We start from the raw sequence: 15,788 nt of genomic DNA on the forward strand, positions 1-15,788 counted from the left end.
GGAAAGACCGAACGGAGCTGCCCGATGTCCACATCCCCGATGTCCCTCAACGCGTATCAGCGCACGCGCACGATTACCGAGAGCCCGCGCGCGACCGAATGCCGGCTGATGCGCCAGATCACCGGCGAGATGATCGCCGCACGCGATGCCGGCGTGGTCGGCGTCCCGCTGACCGCGATCCTGTTCCGCAACCGCGAGGTCTGGAACGCCTTCTCGACGGCGTGCGCGGCGCGCGGCAACCGCCTGCCCGATTCACTGCGCGCCTCGATCGTATCGCTCGGCCTGTGGGTCGATCGCTTCACGAGCACGGTCGTGGCCGGTCGCGACGACATCGACGGCCTGATCGACGTGAACCGCGCGATCATCCAAGGGCTCGAGCAGGACTGACGCGGTCGATCGTCGCATACCCGAATGCGACGACTTGGTGGCGATGCGCGGCATCGGGCCTAGCCGCCAAGCGCGCGGTGGAGCTGGATGTGCGCGAGCGTCGACGCGACGCGCTGGCGAACGACCGCGAGCTCTGCCGTTAGTGCGGCTTGGCGCGTGTCGAGCAGGGGCAGTGCGCCGATATCGCCGCGGGCGTAGCGCGCCTCGACCATCGCGACCGTTTGCCGCCGCGACGCCAGATCGCGATCGTAGAGCGTGGTGCGTTCGGTTGCGGCGCGCGTTGCGGACAGCGCGTCGTCGACTTCGCGCCAGGCGTTGAGGACGGTCTGGCGGTAGGCGATCGCAGCGCTGCGGTCTTCGGACCGACGCAGGTCGAGTTGCCGTTGCAAGCGCCCGCCGGAGAAGATCGGTAGCGACAGGCTGGGGCCGATGCTCGTGCTGCGCGCGTTCCAGCCGAAATCGGCCAGGTTCAGCACGTCGATGTCGAACAGCCCGGTCAGGCTGATCTTCGGATAGAAATCCGCCTGCGCGACGCCGATCTGCGCGGTCGCGGCATGAAGCCGCGCTTCGGCCTCGACGATATCGGGGCGGGTCCGCGCGACCTCGGAGGGCAGACGCGCTGCCGTCATCGGGAGCGCCCTGAGGGGTGCCAGGGTCGCGCGGTCGAACGGGACGGTATCCGGCGTGGCCCCGACCAGGATCGCCAGCGCGCGCTGCGTCGTTGCCGCCTGATGGTCGAGCTCGACGATATCGCCGTGCAGCGCACGCAGCTTCTCCTCGGTCGCCGCGAGATCGATCGGCGTCGCGAGACCGCGGTCCAGCAGTGCGCGCGCGATCGCGGCGTTGCGCTCGGCGAGCCCGACGCCGTCCTGCGCGATGCGGCGTTCTTCCCACAGGCCGCGGAGCTGAACATAGCTGCGCGCTACCTCGGCCTCGATCGAGAGGCGTACGCCGCGCGCGGCGGCTTCGGTGGCTGTGACCGACGCCTGCGCCGCCTCGGCCTGGCGACGATGACCGCCCCACAGGTCGAGCTCCCAGCTTGCGCCGACGCCGACGCTGTAGAGATCGAAGTCGACGCCCTTCGGCGGGGCGGTCGTCGGGGTGACGCCGAGCAGCGTCTGCGTCACCGAGGCGATCCCCGCGGTGCCGACCCGCTCGCGGCTGTAGCCCGCCTGACCCTCGACCTGCGGCGCCCCGGCGGCGCGGGCCTGTCCCCGTTCGATCCGTGCGGCGGTAATCCGCTCGATCGCCGCCGCGATATCGAGGTTGTCCGAGCCCGCGCGCGCCTCCAGCGCGTCGAGCACCGGATCGTCGAAGCTGCGCCACCAGCGCGCATCGGTGCTAGCCGACGCCGGGGTCGCCCCCTGCCAGACGGGCGGCAGGATCTGCGCGGGGGGCGTGAAGTTCGGGCCGACCGTGCACCCCGCCAGCGCGGCGGCGAACAGCAGCGGCAATGCCCGCGTGATTTTCGGATCATGCATCGTGGTGGTCCTGCTGCGGAAGGCTGGATGTGCGGTCGAATGCGAGCGCGTAGAGCGCGGGCAGGGCGACCAGCGTGAGGATCGTCGCGCCGATCAGCCCGCCGATCATCACGATCGCCATCGGCCCCCAGAAGATGTTGAAGCACAGTGGAATGAACGCGAGTACCGCCGCCAGCGCGGTCAGCACGACCGGGCGCGAGCGGCCGATCGTCGCGGCCCGGATCGCTGCGTGCAGGTCCATGCCGTCCGCCTGGTTGTGCGTCACCTGATCGACCAGGATGATCGAGTTGCGCATGATCATCCCCGCCAGCGCGATCAGCCCGAGCAACGCGACGAACCCGAACGGCGCGCCCGTCACGACCAGCGCGACCACCGCGCCGATCAGCCCGAGCGGCGCGGTCGCGAGCACCAGCAAGGTGCGGCCGATGCTCTGCAACTGGATCATCAGCAGCACGAGCATCAGCGCGAAGGTGACCGGCAGCAGCGCATAGATCGCGTCGTTCGCCTTGGCCGACAACTCGCTGTCGCCGCCATCCTCGATCCGGTAGCCAGCGGGCAGCGAGGTCGCGATCGGGGCGACGCGCGCGGCGGCGGCGTCGACGACTTCGGACGCCTGCACGTCGCCGGTCATGTCGGCCTGCACGGTCATGCAGAGTTCGCCGTTACGCGTCCACAGGATCGGCTGTTCGGTGGTCGCGCCGATCCGCGCGACCTGGCCTAGCGGGACCGGACCGCCCGGCGTGCTCACCGCCATATCGGCGAGCCGCCCCGGATCGGCGCGATCCGCCGCCGTGCCGCGTACGACGATGCCGATCCGCTTGGTCCCGCGGAGCACGTCGCCCGCCGGCTGGCCCGACATCATCGTCGCGACGTCGCCCGCCAGCCGCGCGCGATCGAGCCCGAGCCGCGCGACCCGCTCGGCGTCGAGATCGAGCCGCAGGGCGACCGACGGCGTCCCCCAGTCCGCCTGGACCGCGGTCGTCCCCGGCGTGGTGCGCAGTACCGCCTCCAGTCGTGCGGCGATGGTCCGCAACATTTCCGGATCGGGGCCGATCACGCGGTATTGCACGGGAAAGCCCGCACTCGGCCCGAGCGACAGGCGGCGGATGTGGAGCTTGGCCTCGGGGGACGCGTGGTTCGCGAGCAGCCGCGCGATGACGCGTTCGCGCGCGTGAAGGTCGGTCGCGACCAGCACCATCGTCGCGGTCGCCGGGTCGGGCAGCGAGGGACCGTAAGGCAGATAGAAGCGCGGCGAGCCCTGGCCGATATAGCTGTCGGCCTGCGCGATATCGCGGTTCTTGGCGATGCTCGCCTCGATCCGCTTCACCGCCGCCGAGGTGGCCGCGAGCGAGGACCCCGGGCGCAGGCTGACGTCGACGATGATCTCGGGACGGTCCGATACGGGAAAGAATTGCTGGCGAACCAGCATCGCGCCGGCGAGACTCGCGACCAGCAGCGCCGCGGTCACCGCGACCACCGTCTTGCGCCGCGCCATGCAGGCATCGACGACGCTGCGCAGTCGTCGATAGACCGGCGTGTCGTACATCGCGTCCGCGTCGTGATGCGCGTGCGCCTCGGGGAGCAGCCGCACACCCAGATACGGCGTGAACACGACCGCGACGACCCAGCTGACCAGCAACGCCGACCCGGTCACCCAGAAGATCCCGCCGGCATATTCGCTGGTCGTCGATTGCGCGAACCCGACCGGCAGAAAGCCGACGATAGTCAGCAGCGTGCCGGTCAGCATCGGGAACGCGGTGTGCGTCCAGGCATACGCGGCGGCATCGGCCCGGCTCGCGCCCTTTTCGAGCTGGACGACCATCGCCTCGACGCTGATGATCGCATCGTCGACCAGCAGCCCGAGCGACAGGATCAGCGCGCCGAGCGAAATCCGCTCGAGCCCGATCCCGCTCGCCCCCATGAACAGCGCGACGATCGCCAGCGTCAGTGGGACGGACAGCGCGACGACCACGCCGGTCCGCCAGCCGAGCGTCACGAACGCGACTAGCAGGACCACCGTCAGCGCGCAGAAGAACTTGATGAGGAACGCGTTCACCGCCTCGCGGATGTTCTGGCTCTGGTCCTCGACCTGGGTCATCGTGATCCCGGCGGGCAGCGTGCGGCCGAACGTGGCGGCGACCTGCGACAATTGCTTGCCGAAACCCAGTCCGTCGGCACCCGGTGCCATCGCGATCGCCAGCACGACCGCAGGCTTCGCCGCATGGCGGACCAGCCCGTCGGGCGGATCGGCATAGCCGTTGCTGACGACGCCGACGTCGCCGACGCGAATCGCGCCGTCCGCGCCGGGAATGGCGGTGCTCTCTACCGTGTCGACGCCGTCGACCGTACCGCCGATCCGGACGGGGACGCGCATCGACCGCTCGACCACCCCAGCGGGTGCGACGCTGCTGCGCTTTGCCAGCGCCTGCACGACGGCGTCCGGCGACAACCCCAGCGCGGCGAGCCGGCGGGAGTCGACATCGACGAACAGCCGGCGCGGTACCTCGCCGGTGATCTGCACCTTGCCCACGCCGGGGATGCGGAGCATCGCGTCGCGCGCCTGCTCGGCCAACGCCACCAGCCGCGCATTGTCCGCGCCGGTCAGCGTGAAGACATAGCCGTAGACGTCGGCATAGTCGTCGTCGGCGGCAACCGTCGCCCCCGCGGGAAGCCCCGGCTCGAGATCCTTCAGTTGCTTGCGGACCTGTTGCCAGATCACCGGCACGCGGTCCTTCGGCGCGCTGTCCTTCAACGAAACGCGGATCGCGCAGCGACCGTCGACGCAGTAGGTCTGGAGAAAATCGAGGTCTTCGGTCGCCCGCAGCCGGCGTTCGATCGGGTCCGCGACCTGCGCGCGCATCTGCGCCGGCGACGCACCAGGCCACGACGCCGCGACGATCATTTCCTTCAGCGTGAAGGTCGGATCCTCGTCGCGCCCCAGCACGAAGAACTGCGCGGCGCCGGCCGCGAACAGCAACGCGATCAGGAAGCCGACGAGCGCGGGGTGACGGATCGCCCAGCGCGACAGGTTGAAGCGGTCCATCGCTCAGTTGCCGCCCGCGACGAGGCCGGCCATGACGACGCGCTGCCCTTCCGACAGCGTGTCGCCACCGCTTGCGACGATCTGCTGGCCATCGGACAGGCCCGAGACGATCGCGTCGTCGCCGCGCAGTTCGACCAGATGTACCGGCTGGCGGTGGACACGGTCGCCGCCGCCGTTGCCGGCCCCGCCGCCGCCCCTGTCGCCGCCGCTCGACAGCGACCAGACGTGCGGCTGGTTGCCCCGTGCGCCGAGCGCGGTCAGCGGCACGCGGATCGTCGCCTTCGGATCGGGCATCCGCAGTGTGAGCGTCGCCGAGCTGTTGAACGGGATCTGCGAGACGTCGCCGAGCACGCTGAACCGCGCAGTCCGCAACCGCAGCGCTCCGTCTGCCGCCGGTCCGACCAGTCTCAGCCGCGCCTCTGCGATCGTGTCGGGGGCGGACCAGAAGCTCGCATCCGCCATCGTCCCGCTGGCAACCTGCACGCGCTCGGGCAGGCGCACCTCGATTTCGGGACCGCCCGCGGCCAGCCTGACGACGGTGGTGCCGGCATCGACGACGGTACCCGATTCGACCGCGCGTTCGGTCACGACGCCGTCTTCTGGGGCGATCAGCACGGCATCGGCGAGCGTCGCTCGGCTGTGGTCGAACGCCGCGCGCGCGGCGTCGCGCTTCGCCGCAGCGGCGCTGGCCGCCAGCGCGCGGTCGCGAACTTCGGCGGCTGACAGCGCGCCGATCCCGTCGAGGCCGGTGGCACGTCGTGCCGCGTCGCTCGCGCGGATCGCCTCGGCGTTGGCGGCGGCGAGGTCGGCACGCGCCTGTCCGGTATCGGCGATCGCCTCGGCGTGCGAAAGGCGGGCGAGGACCTGCCCGGCGCGGACGTGATCGCCGACCTGGACGGTCAGCGCGAGGACGCGGCCACCGGTCTTGAACCCGAGCGGGATTTCGCGGCGCGGGCGCAGGACGCCGTCGAACGTCGCGGTCTGTCCGCCCGCGTGATGGATGGTGACCACGTCGACCAGCGTGGCGTCGGATCTGGGCGATACGACCGGCTCGGAGGAACAGCCGGCGCAGGCGAGGAGGGTAAGACCGGCAGTAATTAGCCTGGTCGGCAGCTTGCTCGGCAGCCCGGTCGGGGCAGTGGAAATCATCGGCATCGTCGCGTCCCGTTATGAACGCGGTCGCCCTGCCGCTCCGAGGCGATCCTGGCCTGCCGATCCTCGAAACCGACCAGTCAATTTTGAAAACGACCGGTTCTGACGCTTGAGAACCGGCTTCGCTAGCCGTCCAGGTGCCGCCGTCGAAACGCGCTGGGGGTTTCGCCGAGACGGTCCTTGAACACCCGGTTGAACATCACGAGGCTGCCGAACCCCGCATCCATCGCGATCGTCAGGATCGGCACGTCCTTCTGCGAGGGGTCGGCGAGCGCGCTGCGGACTTCGGCGATCCGGTGTTCGTTGAGGTAGTCGCTGACGTTGCGATAGCCGAGCCCGCCATTGATGTGCCGCCGCACGCGGTATTCGGGCGTCTCGACGCGCGCGGCGATCATCCCGATCGTCAGGTCGGGATCGCGGTAGGCGCGGTCCTGCGTCATCATCGCCGCCAGGCTCTGGCCGAGACCGACGTCGAGCGGTTCGGGCGCCGCGACCACTTGGACCTCGCCGACCACCGGGGCGGCATCCGCGCTCAGGAAAACCTCGGGGTGGCGCAATCCGAACAGCAGCGCGCTGATCACGAACGTGCCCATGAACAGCCCGGCGGCGGCGGTCATTCCGGAAACGGCCAGTTCGCCGGTCGCGCGACCGACGATCTCGCTGCCCAGCAGCCACAGGATGATGAGCCCGATCGACACCACGAAGATCGTTCGCGCTCGTCGCCGCGCCTCGACCAGATCGCCCTGCCGATTCCGCCATGCGAGCCACTGCGCGTGGATCGCAAATGCCATTCCCCCCAGATAGACTGCGATATCGAGCCCACGGATCGGCGCGGCCAGTCCGCGCCCCTGCAGGCTGACGTACAGCGTGCAGCCCAGGAACGCCGCCGCCAGCGCCATATCGATCGGCTTGGGCCTGAACGCATCGTCGAACCAGGCGCGCGCGAACAGCCAGAACAGGGGAATCGCGGCGCTCGAACTCAGATCGAGCAGCGGATCGAATGCGGTCGGTGCATGCGGCAACCCCGCCAGGGTGCCGACCACCGTACACAGCGTCAGCGCCAAGCCGAACCGGCTCGGCAACGACGCCGGCGAGCGCGCGAACACCACCGCCGCCAGCATCAGCAAGCCGATCGCACCGCCGCGAAACAGGAGATCGAGCTGAGGAATCACCGTCGACGATACCGGGTCATGCTGGCCATCAGCGGCGACAACCATGCCGTCGCCGGTATGTCCAGTCCTACCGTTTGCGGCCGTTTGCGGACGGAGACGTGCGCGGGCGGGGTCGCCACCGGGGCAGGCAGGCGACATGTCGCAAATCCGGACTGCGGGTCATGTCCGTGCCGCGCGAAGGCGCCAACGAAGCAGCATCGTCACGATCGGCTGGGGAAGGACAGTGGCGACGCGGACAAGCCAGCTTATCGCAGCCGGAAAGCGATAGTCGCTTCGTTCGGTGCGGAGCGCGCGGACGATATGCGCGACGCCGCGTTGCTCAGAGATTTCGAACGGCGAAGGCATGGCATGCGCCTGCGTTCGCGCCGTGGCGACGAAGCCGGGGTAGATGCTGACGAATCGGATGCCGTGATCGGCGAATTCGACGCGGCACGTGTCCATCAGCAGCCGCATCGCGCCTTTGGCGGCAGAATACGGCCCTTGCAGCGGCACGCCCATCAGGCCGGCCAGCGAATTGGTATGCGCGACCATGCCGGAACCTTGGCGCATCATTTGGTGAAGCACCGGGAAGAGGTAGTTGACGCAGACGTCGTAATTGCTGCGCATATAGTCTTTGACCGCGCCGACGCCGATCGTCCGCAGGTCGAGATCGGGAGCGCCGCCGACGTTCATCAGCAGCAGGTCGATGCGACCGAACCGTGCGATCGTCGCCTCGACGACCGCGGCGGCTTCGTCTTCGCGCAGTGCGTCGGCGGGGTGGATCATGCAGACACCGCGGTCGAGCGCGATCTCGGCTGCGAGGCTTTTCAGTTCGCCGGCCCGTCGCGCGGTCGCGACGATCGTTGCGCCTTCCGCGGCTAGCCGTCGCGCGACACCGCGGCCCATGCCGCTCGACGCGCCGACGATCAGCACGACCTTGCCTGCGAAGATCACCGGCCGTCGCCGAGCGGCTTCAGCCCGGCCACCAGCCGCATCGTCAGCCGCGCAGCCGTGCCCCAAGGCGGGCCGATCCGTTCGAACATGTTGATCGGCCCGGCCTTGTGCACCGCGCGCGCATGGCTGAACCGGAGAAAGCCGTCGCGGCCGTGATAGGCGCCCATGCCGCTTGCGCCGATGCCGCCGAACGGCAGGCTGTGCTGCGCAACATGGAGCAGCGTGCCGTTGATCGTCACGCCGCCCGAGGTCGCGCCATCGAGGATCCTGCGCTGCATCGCCGCGCCATCCGCAAAGCAGTAGAGCGCGAGCGGTCGCGGACGTGCGCGGACGAAGGCCAGCGCCGCGTCGAGCGTGTCATAGGGTTTCACCGGCAGGACCGGGCCGAAGATCTCCTCACGCATCAGCGTGCAGTCGTCGGGCGCGCCGAGCACCACGGTCGGCGCGATACGATGTCCGGTCGGTGCCGGTGCCGGGTGGGTGAGGATCTCCGCACCACCGTGCCGAGCCTCCTCGATCGCGTCGGTCAGCCGCTGGTGGTGCCGCGCGTCGATGATGTTGCTGTAGTCGCCGTTGCGCTCGATCGTCTGGTAGCGGTGCACGGCAGCGGACAGCACGCCGTCCGCGAACCGGCGCGCCGAGGCGGCCGGCACCAGCGCGTAATCGGGTGCGACGCAGGTCTGGCCGGCGTTGAGATAGCGACCGAAGGCGATCGACCTGGCGGCGCGGTCGATTGCGAAATCGGGGGCGACGATTGCCGGGGACTTGCCGCCAAGCTCCAGCGTCACCGGCGTCAGATGATCGGCGGCGGCACGCAGGATATGGCGCCCGACTTCGGTTGATCCGGTGAAGACGAGGTGATCGAGCGGCAGTCCCGACAAGGCCTGCGACACCGCGACGCCGCCCTGCACGACGGTCAGGCGATCGGCGTCGAACCGGTCCGCCACCAATCGGGCCAGCAGGGCGGCGAACGCCGGGGAGGCTTCGGACGGCTTGACGATCACGCGGTTGCCCGCCGCCAGCGCATCGATCGCCGGTCCCAGCGTCAGGAACAACGGATAGTTCCAGGGCGCGATCACGCCGATGACGCCGAGCGGCTCGTAGCGGACCCACGCGGTGCCCGGTTGCAGGCTGAGGTCGACGCGGCGCGGCGAGTCGCGCATCCATGTCTTCAGGCGCGCGCGGCTGTGGCCGATCGCGGTGATCAGCGGCACGATCTCGAGGATGTCGGTTTCGGTCCTCGACCGCCCGCCGAAATCGTCGGAGATCGCCTCCACCAATGCGGCGCGTCCCTCGATGAGCAGCCCGTGCAGCGAATCGAGCAGCGCCTGACGGATCGACGCACTCGCCGCGATGTCGTCGCGGGAGGCGCGATGTTGGCGATCGAACGCGGTGCGCAACGCCTGCACTTCGGGGGTCATGGCAATCCTTTCATGGCGTCTCGGCGACTTCCTTCGATCGTATGGCGAACGCTGTTAGCTAACAAGAGCGATGATCATATTTAGGTGTAGCTATCTATATTAAGGTTGATAGGATGATCACATCGACTCGGCAAAGAGGTCGATGACACGAGGGAGAGGATTGCTATGGACGACCGCGACAGGTTCGCGCCGGCAACGGCTGGTACGCCGACGTCCGATCCCTATCGGCGCTATGTGGATGCGCTGGGCACGGTGCGTCTGCCCGCAGCGTTCGTCGATCTCGACGCGCTCGACCGCAATGGCGACCGTCTGGGCGTGCGGGCGCGCGGCATGCCGGTCCGGCTCGTCACCAAGTCGATCCGGTCGGTGGGCGTGCTTCGCTATCTGCTCGACCGGTTTCCCTATCTGCAAGGATTGTTGTGCTTTTCGCCGGCGGAGGCGGTCTGGCTGGCATCGCAGGGGTTCGATGATCTCGTCGTCGCCTATCCGACGGTCGAGCCGAGCGAGATCGCGCGCGTCGCGGCGGCGGTGCAGGGCGGCGCGTCGATCACGCTGATGGTCGACGATGTCGCGCAGCTCGACGTCATCGATCGCTGTGCGGCGGCGGCGGGAACCTCGCTCGCGGTGGCGATCGACATGGATGCCTCGACCAGTTTCCCCGGTCTGCGCTTCGGCGTCTATCGGTCGCCGGTCGCGACCGCGAAGGCGGCGCTCGCGCTGGCCGACGCCATCGCACGGCGACGCCATCTGCGGCTCGACGGCGTTATGGGTTATGAGGGCCAGATCGCCGGGCTCAACGACGCGGTGCCCGGCCAGCGGGTGCGCAACCGCATCATCCGGACGCTCAAGGCGCGCTCGATCCGCGACGTGCATCGGCGGCGCGGCGCGATCGTCGCGGCATTGACGGCTGCGGGGCATAGCCTGCGGTTCGTCAATGGCGGCGGCACCGGCAGCTTCGAAAGCACCGCGCGCGATCCGAGCGTCACCGAGCTGGCGGCGGGGTCAGGCTTTTATCTGCCGGGGCTCTTCGATCATTATGCGGTCACGCTGGGCGAGCCCGCGGCGGGCTTCGCGCTGCCGGTGACGCGGCGCCCGGCACCCGGGATCGTGACCTGTGCGGGCGGCGGCTATCCCGCGTCCGGTCCGATTGGCCCCGACCGTCTTCCCAAGCCGTGGCTGCCGACCGGTGCCACGCTGATCGACAACGAGGGTGGCGGCGAGGTGCAGACGCCGGTGCGGCTCGGCACTGCCGACGCGCTGCCGCTCGGTGCGCCCGTCTTCTTCCGTCACGCCAAGGCGGGTGAGCTGTGCGAGCGGTTCGACACGCTGCTGCTCATTCGCGGCCACGACATTGTCGACCGCGTCGCGACGTATCGCGGCGACGGGCAATGCTTCTTCTGACCTGCAACGACAGGCGGGCCGTCGACCGGACCCGCGAGGACCGACGCCAACGCAAAAAAAGGGGATGACGATGAAACGGTCTATCTTGCACCATAGTGTGGTCCTCGTCGCGCTTGCCCTATCGGCCGAGGCGCACGCGCAGCAGGCCGCGGCCGATCAGCCTTCCGCGCCCGCACCCGCCTCCGCGCCCGGGGACGGTGATATCGTCGTGACGGCACAGCGCCGCGCCGAACGCCTCCAGGACGTGCCGATCGCGGTCACCGCGATCACCGGCGACGACCTGCGCGAACGCCGCATCGCCGACGTGCTCGACCTGTCGGGCCGCGTTCCCGGTCTCCAGATCCGCTCGGCGGACAATGGCGCCAACCCGCGCATCTTCATCCGCGGCATCGGCCTCAACGACTTCAACCCGGCGACGGCGAGCGCGGTCGGCATCTACGTCAACGGCGTCTATGTCGCCTCGACGCTGGCGCAGCGCGACGCGTTCTTCGATCTCGGCCAGGTCGAGGTACTGCGCGGCCCGCAGGGAACGCTGTACGGCCGCAACACTACCGGCGGCGCGATCAACGTCACCACGCGCCAGCCGGGCAACACGCCCGAAGCCGACCTGTCGCTCGATTACGGCCGGTTCAACGCGGTGACGCTGCAGGGCGGGATCAGCGCGCCGGTCGCGACCGACCTGGCGGCGGTCCGCATCGCCGGGCTCTATCAACGCGACGACGGGTACATGCGGAACACGTTGACCGGAAACCGCGGCAACAACGTCGACCGCTGGGCCGTGCGCGGCAGTGTCCATTTGACGCCGTCGAGCACGGTGACCGACGATCTCACCGTCAATGCCAGCCGTTCGACCGGTGGATCGCTCCAGGCGTATGCGCGCACGCTGATCCCGCAGACCGCAGCGGCGACCGGCGCCGACGGCTTGTGCACGCCCGCCTTCTACACCTCGGGCCAGTGCACCAACATCCTGGGTTACGCCAACACCAGCCGCAATCTGTACGAGGGCGCCTATCGGTTCGAAGGGCGCGACCGGGTCAGCCTGTTCGGCACCGGCAACACGCTGTCGATCGATCTCGGGCCGGTCAGCCTGATCGCAGTGACCGGATTCCAGCATGCCAGCCGGAACGACCAGGAGGATACCGACGCCAGCCCGGTACCGGTCGTCGCCGCCTCCTACATTACCCGGCAGGACACGGTCAGCCAAGAGCTTCGCGTGCAGTCCAACGGCCACGACCGGCTGCGCTATGTCGCCGGCGTGTATTACGCACACGACCTGATCCGCAACGCGTCGTCGCTCGACGTGCTGCCGGTATTGCGCGCGCCGACGCCCGACAATCCGAGCGGGGTCGATCTCGTCGCGGGGATCGGCGACTTCGCGTGGCCGTCGCGGCAGGTGACGAACAGCTATGCCGGTTTCGGGCAGCTCGATTTCGATCTCACGCCGCGGCTGACGCTGACCGGCGGGCTGCGCTATTCCGCCGATCGCAAGCGTTTCGACTATCGCGCCGAGGCGGCCGGCGGAACGATCCCGCTGTTCACCTATGCCGATGCCAAGACGTTCGGGTCATGGTCGGGGCGCGCCGGGCTGCAATATCGCTTCAGCGACGCCGCCAATATCTATGCGAGCTATAATCGCGGCACCAAGAGCGGCGGCTTCTTCAGCGGGTTCGCGCAGGACCCCTCGCTGATCGGGCCCTACAAGGACGAGACGGTCGACGCCTATGAAGTCGGGGCCAAGACGCAGTGGCTCGACCGACGGTTGGGGCTCAACGTGTCGGCCTTCTATTACGACTACCAGGATCTGCAGGTCTACACGTCGGTGGTCCAGGGGCTGATCACCACGCAGCTCTTCACCAACGCCTCGGCCGCGCGGATCTACGGTGCCGAACTCGAACTGACCGCGCGACCGGTCGATGGCCTCAACCTCACTGCGTCGACCTCGCTGCTCAGCGCGACCTATCGCGACTTCATCTCGCAGGGGGCCGACTATTCGGGCAACCGGCTGCCCTCGGCGCCCAAGGTCAGCGTGCAGGGGAGCGCGGAGTATCGCAAACCGATCGCGACCGGGGCGATCGTCGCGCGCGCGGATGTCTCCTATCGCAGGAAGGTGTTCTTCGACACGTCCAACGACGCACGGCTCACCGATCGCGCGCGCGCCTTCGTCGACGGGCGGATCGGCTGGCAATTCGCCAAGGATCGTTACGAGGTCGCGCTGTGGGTCCGCAACGTCTTCGACGTACCGGTCATCTCGGACATCACGCCGCTGCCCGCGCTCGGCTTCGATGCGGTCGTCGTCGGACGGCCGCGGACCTTTGGTCTGTCGTTGCGGGCGAACTATCGATGATCGCGCCGGATACGGCCCGCTCGGCCTATGTCGCCGCGTTCGTCGTCGGCGTGTACGGCGTCCTGATGGCGGGCCTTGCACCGTTGCTGCTCGGCACACTGGTCGCGGAGGGGCATCTGACCGCGGCGCAGCTCGGGCTCGCCGCCACGGCCGAGCTGGTGACGATGGGGCTCGCGGCGGGGGCGGCGGGGTTCCTGACCGAACGCGTCGCGCCGCGCATGCTCGCGCTGGCCAGCGTGGTGGCGATCATCGTGCTCGACGTCGCGACCGCCAGCGCGACCGGCGGCACGGTCATCCTGCTGCGCGCGCTAGCCGGTGCGCCCAGCGGCATGCTGGTCGGCATCGTCACCGCGATGATCGTCCGATCGGCGCAGCCCGCGCGCCAGGCCGGGATGTATCTGACGATCCAGACGGTCGCGCAGCTGGCCTGCGCCGCGCTGATCAGCGGCCTGGTCGCGCAGCATCACGGCGCGGCGACGGGGTTCTTCGCGATCGCCGCGCTCGGCCTGCCGGTCGCGATCGTCGCGATGGGGACGCCGGTGCGGCTGGCGCCGTTCGCGGCAAACCTCGGCATGGGACTGCCCGATATCCGGGGATGGCTCGCGCTCGCGGCCGCGTTCTGCTTCTTCGCCGGCATTCTCGGCATCTGGATCTATATCGAGCCGCTCGCGCATCAGGCCGGACTCTCGTCCGGCACCGGTGGCCTCGCGGTGGTACTCGCGCTTGCCGGACAGGTCGCGGGCGGGGTCCTGGGCGCGGCCACGGTCCAGCGCTGGCCGTGCCGGTTTGTGCTGATCGGCGCGACCGCGGCGTTGATCGTCGCGGCGGCGATATTCGCGACGTTGCCCGGTCAGACTGCGTTCCTGGCGACCGCGATCGGCTTCGGGATGCTCTGGGCGTTCGCGAGCCCGTATTTCACCCGGCTGCTGATCGATGTCGACCCGACCCACCGTGCCGCGATGCTCGGGTCGGCGGCCCTGCTGCTGGGGTGCGCGACCGGTCCGAGCGTCGCGGCGCTGAGCGTCAGCGATGGCGACGTCCGTGGCTGCCTCACGCTTGGCACCGGGCTGCTCATCGTCACCGGCGGCATCGTGCTGCTGCTTCCCCTACTCCGGCGCGTGGGGTCCCCTGCGTTTGCCGTGCAATCGAAAGACCGATCATGACCGAGTGGACCAACTGGTCGGGCAGCGTCGTCGCGCGGCCCGCCACGATCGCGCGTCCGCGCGGGCTCGACGAACTGGCCGAGGTCGTCACGGGTGCGCGGCAGGTGCGGATGGTCGGGGCCGGGCATTCCTTCATGCCGCTGTGCCAAACCGAGGGTACGCTGCTGTCGCTTGCCGATCTCGAAGGCGGGATCGAGGTCGCCGCGGATCGCCGGTCGGTCTGGGCCCCCGCGGGCTGGAGCCTTGCACGACTGACCGACGCGTTGTGGGCGGAGGGGCTGTCGCTCTACAACCAGGGCGACGTCAACCCGCAGTCGCTCGCGGGCGCCGCCGGCACCGGCACGCACGGGACCGGCGAGACGCTCGGCAGCATCTCGACGCAGGTGACCGGCGTCCGCCTGATGCGCGCCGACGGCACGCTCGTCACCTGCAACGCGCAGACCGAGCCCGCGCTGTTCCAGGCGCAGCGCCTTGGTCTCGGGCTGCTCGGGGTCGTGGTCGCGATGCGGCTCGCGGTGCTGCCCGCCTATCATCTCGAGGAACGCGTCGAACGCTGGCCGCTCGACACGGTGCTCGACCGGTTCGACGAACTGACCGCGGCGTCGCGGCATATGGAGTTCTGGGTCTTTCCTTACGCCGACTACGTGATCCTCAAGCGGCTGCATCCGGTCGAACCCGAAGGTCCCTATCGCCATGCCAACGACGTCAACGAGGGGGCTTTCCGCCTGGCGTGCAACATCTCACGCCGCGTACCGGGGCTGATCCCCAAGCTGCAGCGCGGGATGATGCAGGCGATCGGGGGACCCAAACGGCGTGTCGGCCCGGCCTATCGGATTTTCGCACAGGAGCGGACGGTGCGTTTCGAGGAGATGGAATACGAGGTGCCGCGTGCCGAAGGGCTGGCGACGCTGCGCGAGGCTATCCGCTACGTCCGCCAGGCGCGGCTGCCGCTCGCCTTCCCGTTCGAGGTCCGCACCGTCGCCGCGGACGATATCTGGCTGAGCCCGTTCCATGCCGGGCCGTGCCTGTCGATCTCGGTGCATCAATATGCCGGCATGCCGTGGCAGAAGGCGTTCGCGGCGCTCGAGACGATCCTGCGCGAGGCCGGCGGTCGTCCGCATTGGGCGAAGCGCCACACGCTCGATTCCAGGGCGGCGCATGCGCTGTATCCCCGGCTGTCCGACTTCCTGACCGTGCGTCGCGACGCCGATCCGGAGGGCAAGCTCGTCAATCGCTTCTTCGACCAGCTGTTCGCGATCGGCGGGTGAGCGGGCGAACGACCACCACCGGT

At 69.2% G+C, this 15,788-nt stretch carries 11 protein-coding genes; 5 read left to right on the forward strand and 6 right to left on the reverse strand.

The genetic code is table 11. The features are described 5' to 3' along the window. Positions 1 to 24: 24 nt before the first annotated feature. A complete protein-coding gene (locus ASG20_RS17240; RefSeq protein ID WP_404969223.1) occupies positions 25 to 387 on the forward strand; it encodes a flagellar biosynthesis regulator FlaF in 363 nt (120 codons plus the stop codon). A 59-nt stretch (positions 388 to 446) separates the two neighbouring features. Here ASG20_RS17240 and ASG20_RS17245 read toward each other — a convergent pair whose 3' ends face one another. The 6 genes from ASG20_RS17245 to ASG20_RS17270 form a co-directional block, all read right to left on the reverse strand. Further along, a complete protein-coding gene (locus ASG20_RS17245) occupies positions 447 to 1,868 on the reverse strand; it encodes an efflux transporter outer membrane subunit (protein ID WP_056055725.1) in 1,422 nt (473 codons plus the stop codon). Beyond that, positions 1,861 to 4,911, reverse strand: coding sequence for an efflux RND transporter permease subunit (locus ASG20_RS17250; RefSeq protein ID WP_056055728.1), 3,051 nt, complete (start codon positions 4,909 to 4,911; stop codon positions 1,861 to 1,863). Before ASG20_RS17250 ends, ASG20_RS17245 begins: the two co-directional genes overlap by 8 nt. Before the next feature lie 3 nt (positions 4,912 to 4,914). Then, the gene (locus tag ASG20_RS17255) at positions 4,915 to 6,066 is read right to left on the reverse strand and encodes an efflux RND transporter periplasmic adaptor subunit (RefSeq protein ID WP_082471037.1); all 1,152 of its coding nucleotides are present in this window, start codon (positions 6,064 to 6,066) and stop codon (positions 4,915 to 4,917) included. 122 nt (positions 6,067 to 6,188) lie between these two features. Beyond that, positions 6,189 to 7,280 (reverse strand): AraC family transcriptional regulator, encoded by a 1,092-nt coding sequence (locus tag ASG20_RS17260; protein ID WP_056055735.1) that lies wholly within the window; start codon positions 7,278 to 7,280, stop codon positions 6,189 to 6,191. 114 nt (positions 7,281 to 7,394) lie between these two features. Beyond that, positions 7,395 to 8,168 carry an SDR family NAD(P)-dependent oxidoreductase gene (locus tag ASG20_RS17265; protein WP_056055737.1) on the reverse strand — a complete coding sequence of 258 codons (774 nt, stop codon included), beginning with the start codon at positions 8,166 to 8,168 and terminating at the stop codon, positions 7,395 to 7,397. Continuing rightward, positions 8,165 to 9,589: a coniferyl aldehyde dehydrogenase gene (locus ASG20_RS17270; RefSeq protein WP_056055739.1), complete on the reverse strand. Its 1,425-nt coding sequence runs from the start codon at positions 9,587 to 9,589 to the stop codon at positions 8,165 to 8,167. The genes ASG20_RS17265 and ASG20_RS17270 overlap by 4 nt, the downstream gene beginning before the upstream one ends. A gap of 165 nt (positions 9,590 to 9,754) precedes the next feature. On the opposite strand from ASG20_RS17270, the gene ASG20_RS17275 reads away from it, so the two are divergent. From ASG20_RS17275 to ASG20_RS17290, 4 genes are all read left to right on the forward strand, one after another. Further along, the gene (locus tag ASG20_RS17275) at positions 9,755 to 10,990 is read left to right on the forward strand and encodes an amino acid deaminase/aldolase (protein WP_082471038.1); all 1,236 of its coding nucleotides are present in this window, start codon (positions 9,755 to 9,757) and stop codon (positions 10,988 to 10,990) included. Between the two features lie 70 nt (positions 10,991 to 11,060). Then, the gene (locus ASG20_RS17280; RefSeq protein WP_082471063.1) at positions 11,061 to 13,334 is read left to right on the forward strand and encodes a TonB-dependent receptor; all 2,274 of its coding nucleotides are present in this window, start codon (positions 11,061 to 11,063) and stop codon (positions 13,332 to 13,334) included. Continuing rightward, complete coding sequence (locus ASG20_RS17285) at positions 13,331 to 14,497, forward strand: MFS transporter (RefSeq protein ID WP_056055745.1); 1,167 nt, start codon at positions 13,331 to 13,333, stop codon at positions 14,495 to 14,497. Before ASG20_RS17280 ends, ASG20_RS17285 begins: the two co-directional genes overlap by 4 nt. Continuing rightward, positions 14,494 to 15,765, forward strand: coding sequence for a D-arabinono-1,4-lactone oxidase (locus ASG20_RS17290; protein ID WP_056055748.1), 1,272 nt, complete (start codon positions 14,494 to 14,496; stop codon positions 15,763 to 15,765). Before ASG20_RS17285 ends, ASG20_RS17290 begins: the two co-directional genes overlap by 4 nt. Positions 15,766 to 15,788 lie beyond the last annotated feature (23 nt).

Origin of the sequence: Sphingomonas sp. Leaf198 (assembly GCF_001424005.1) — a bacterium.
GTDB lineage: Bacteria > Pseudomonadota > Alphaproteobacteria > Sphingomonadales > Sphingomonadaceae > Sphingomonas.

Bases quoted from the DNA above. Each gene is read 5' to 3' on its own strand.
- ASG20_RS17240 (WP_404969223.1), top strand. From the start codon at position 25: ATGTCCACATCCCCGATGTCCCTCAACGCGTATCAGCGCACGCGCACG.
- ASG20_RS17245 (WP_056055725.1), bottom strand. From the start codon at position 1,868: ATGCATGATCCGAAAATCACGCGGGCATTGCCGCTGCTGTTCGCCGCC.
- ASG20_RS17250 (WP_056055728.1), bottom strand. From the start codon at position 4,911: ATGGACCGCTTCAACCTGTCGCGCTGGGCGATCCGTCACCCCGCGCTC.
- ASG20_RS17255 (WP_082471037.1), bottom strand. From the start codon at position 6,066: ATGCCGATGATTTCCACTGCCCCGACCGGGCTGCCGAGCAAGCTGCCG.
- ASG20_RS17260 (WP_056055735.1), bottom strand. From the start codon at position 7,280: ATGGTTGTCGCCGCTGATGGCCAGCATGACCCGGTATCGTCGACGGTG.
- ASG20_RS17270 (WP_056055739.1), bottom strand. From the start codon at position 9,589: ATGACCCCCGAAGTGCAGGCGTTGCGCACCGCGTTCGATCGCCAACAT.
- ASG20_RS17275 (WP_082471038.1), top strand. From the start codon at position 9,755: ATGGACGACCGCGACAGGTTCGCGCCGGCAACGGCTGGTACGCCGACG.
- ASG20_RS17280 (WP_082471063.1), top strand. From the start codon at position 11,061: ATGAAACGGTCTATCTTGCACCATAGTGTGGTCCTCGTCGCGCTTGCC.
- ASG20_RS17285 (WP_056055745.1), top strand. From the start codon at position 13,331: ATGATCGCGCCGGATACGGCCCGCTCGGCCTATGTCGCCGCGTTCGTC.
- ASG20_RS17290 (WP_056055748.1), top strand. From the start codon at position 14,494: ATGACCGAGTGGACCAACTGGTCGGGCAGCGTCGTCGCGCGGCCCGCC.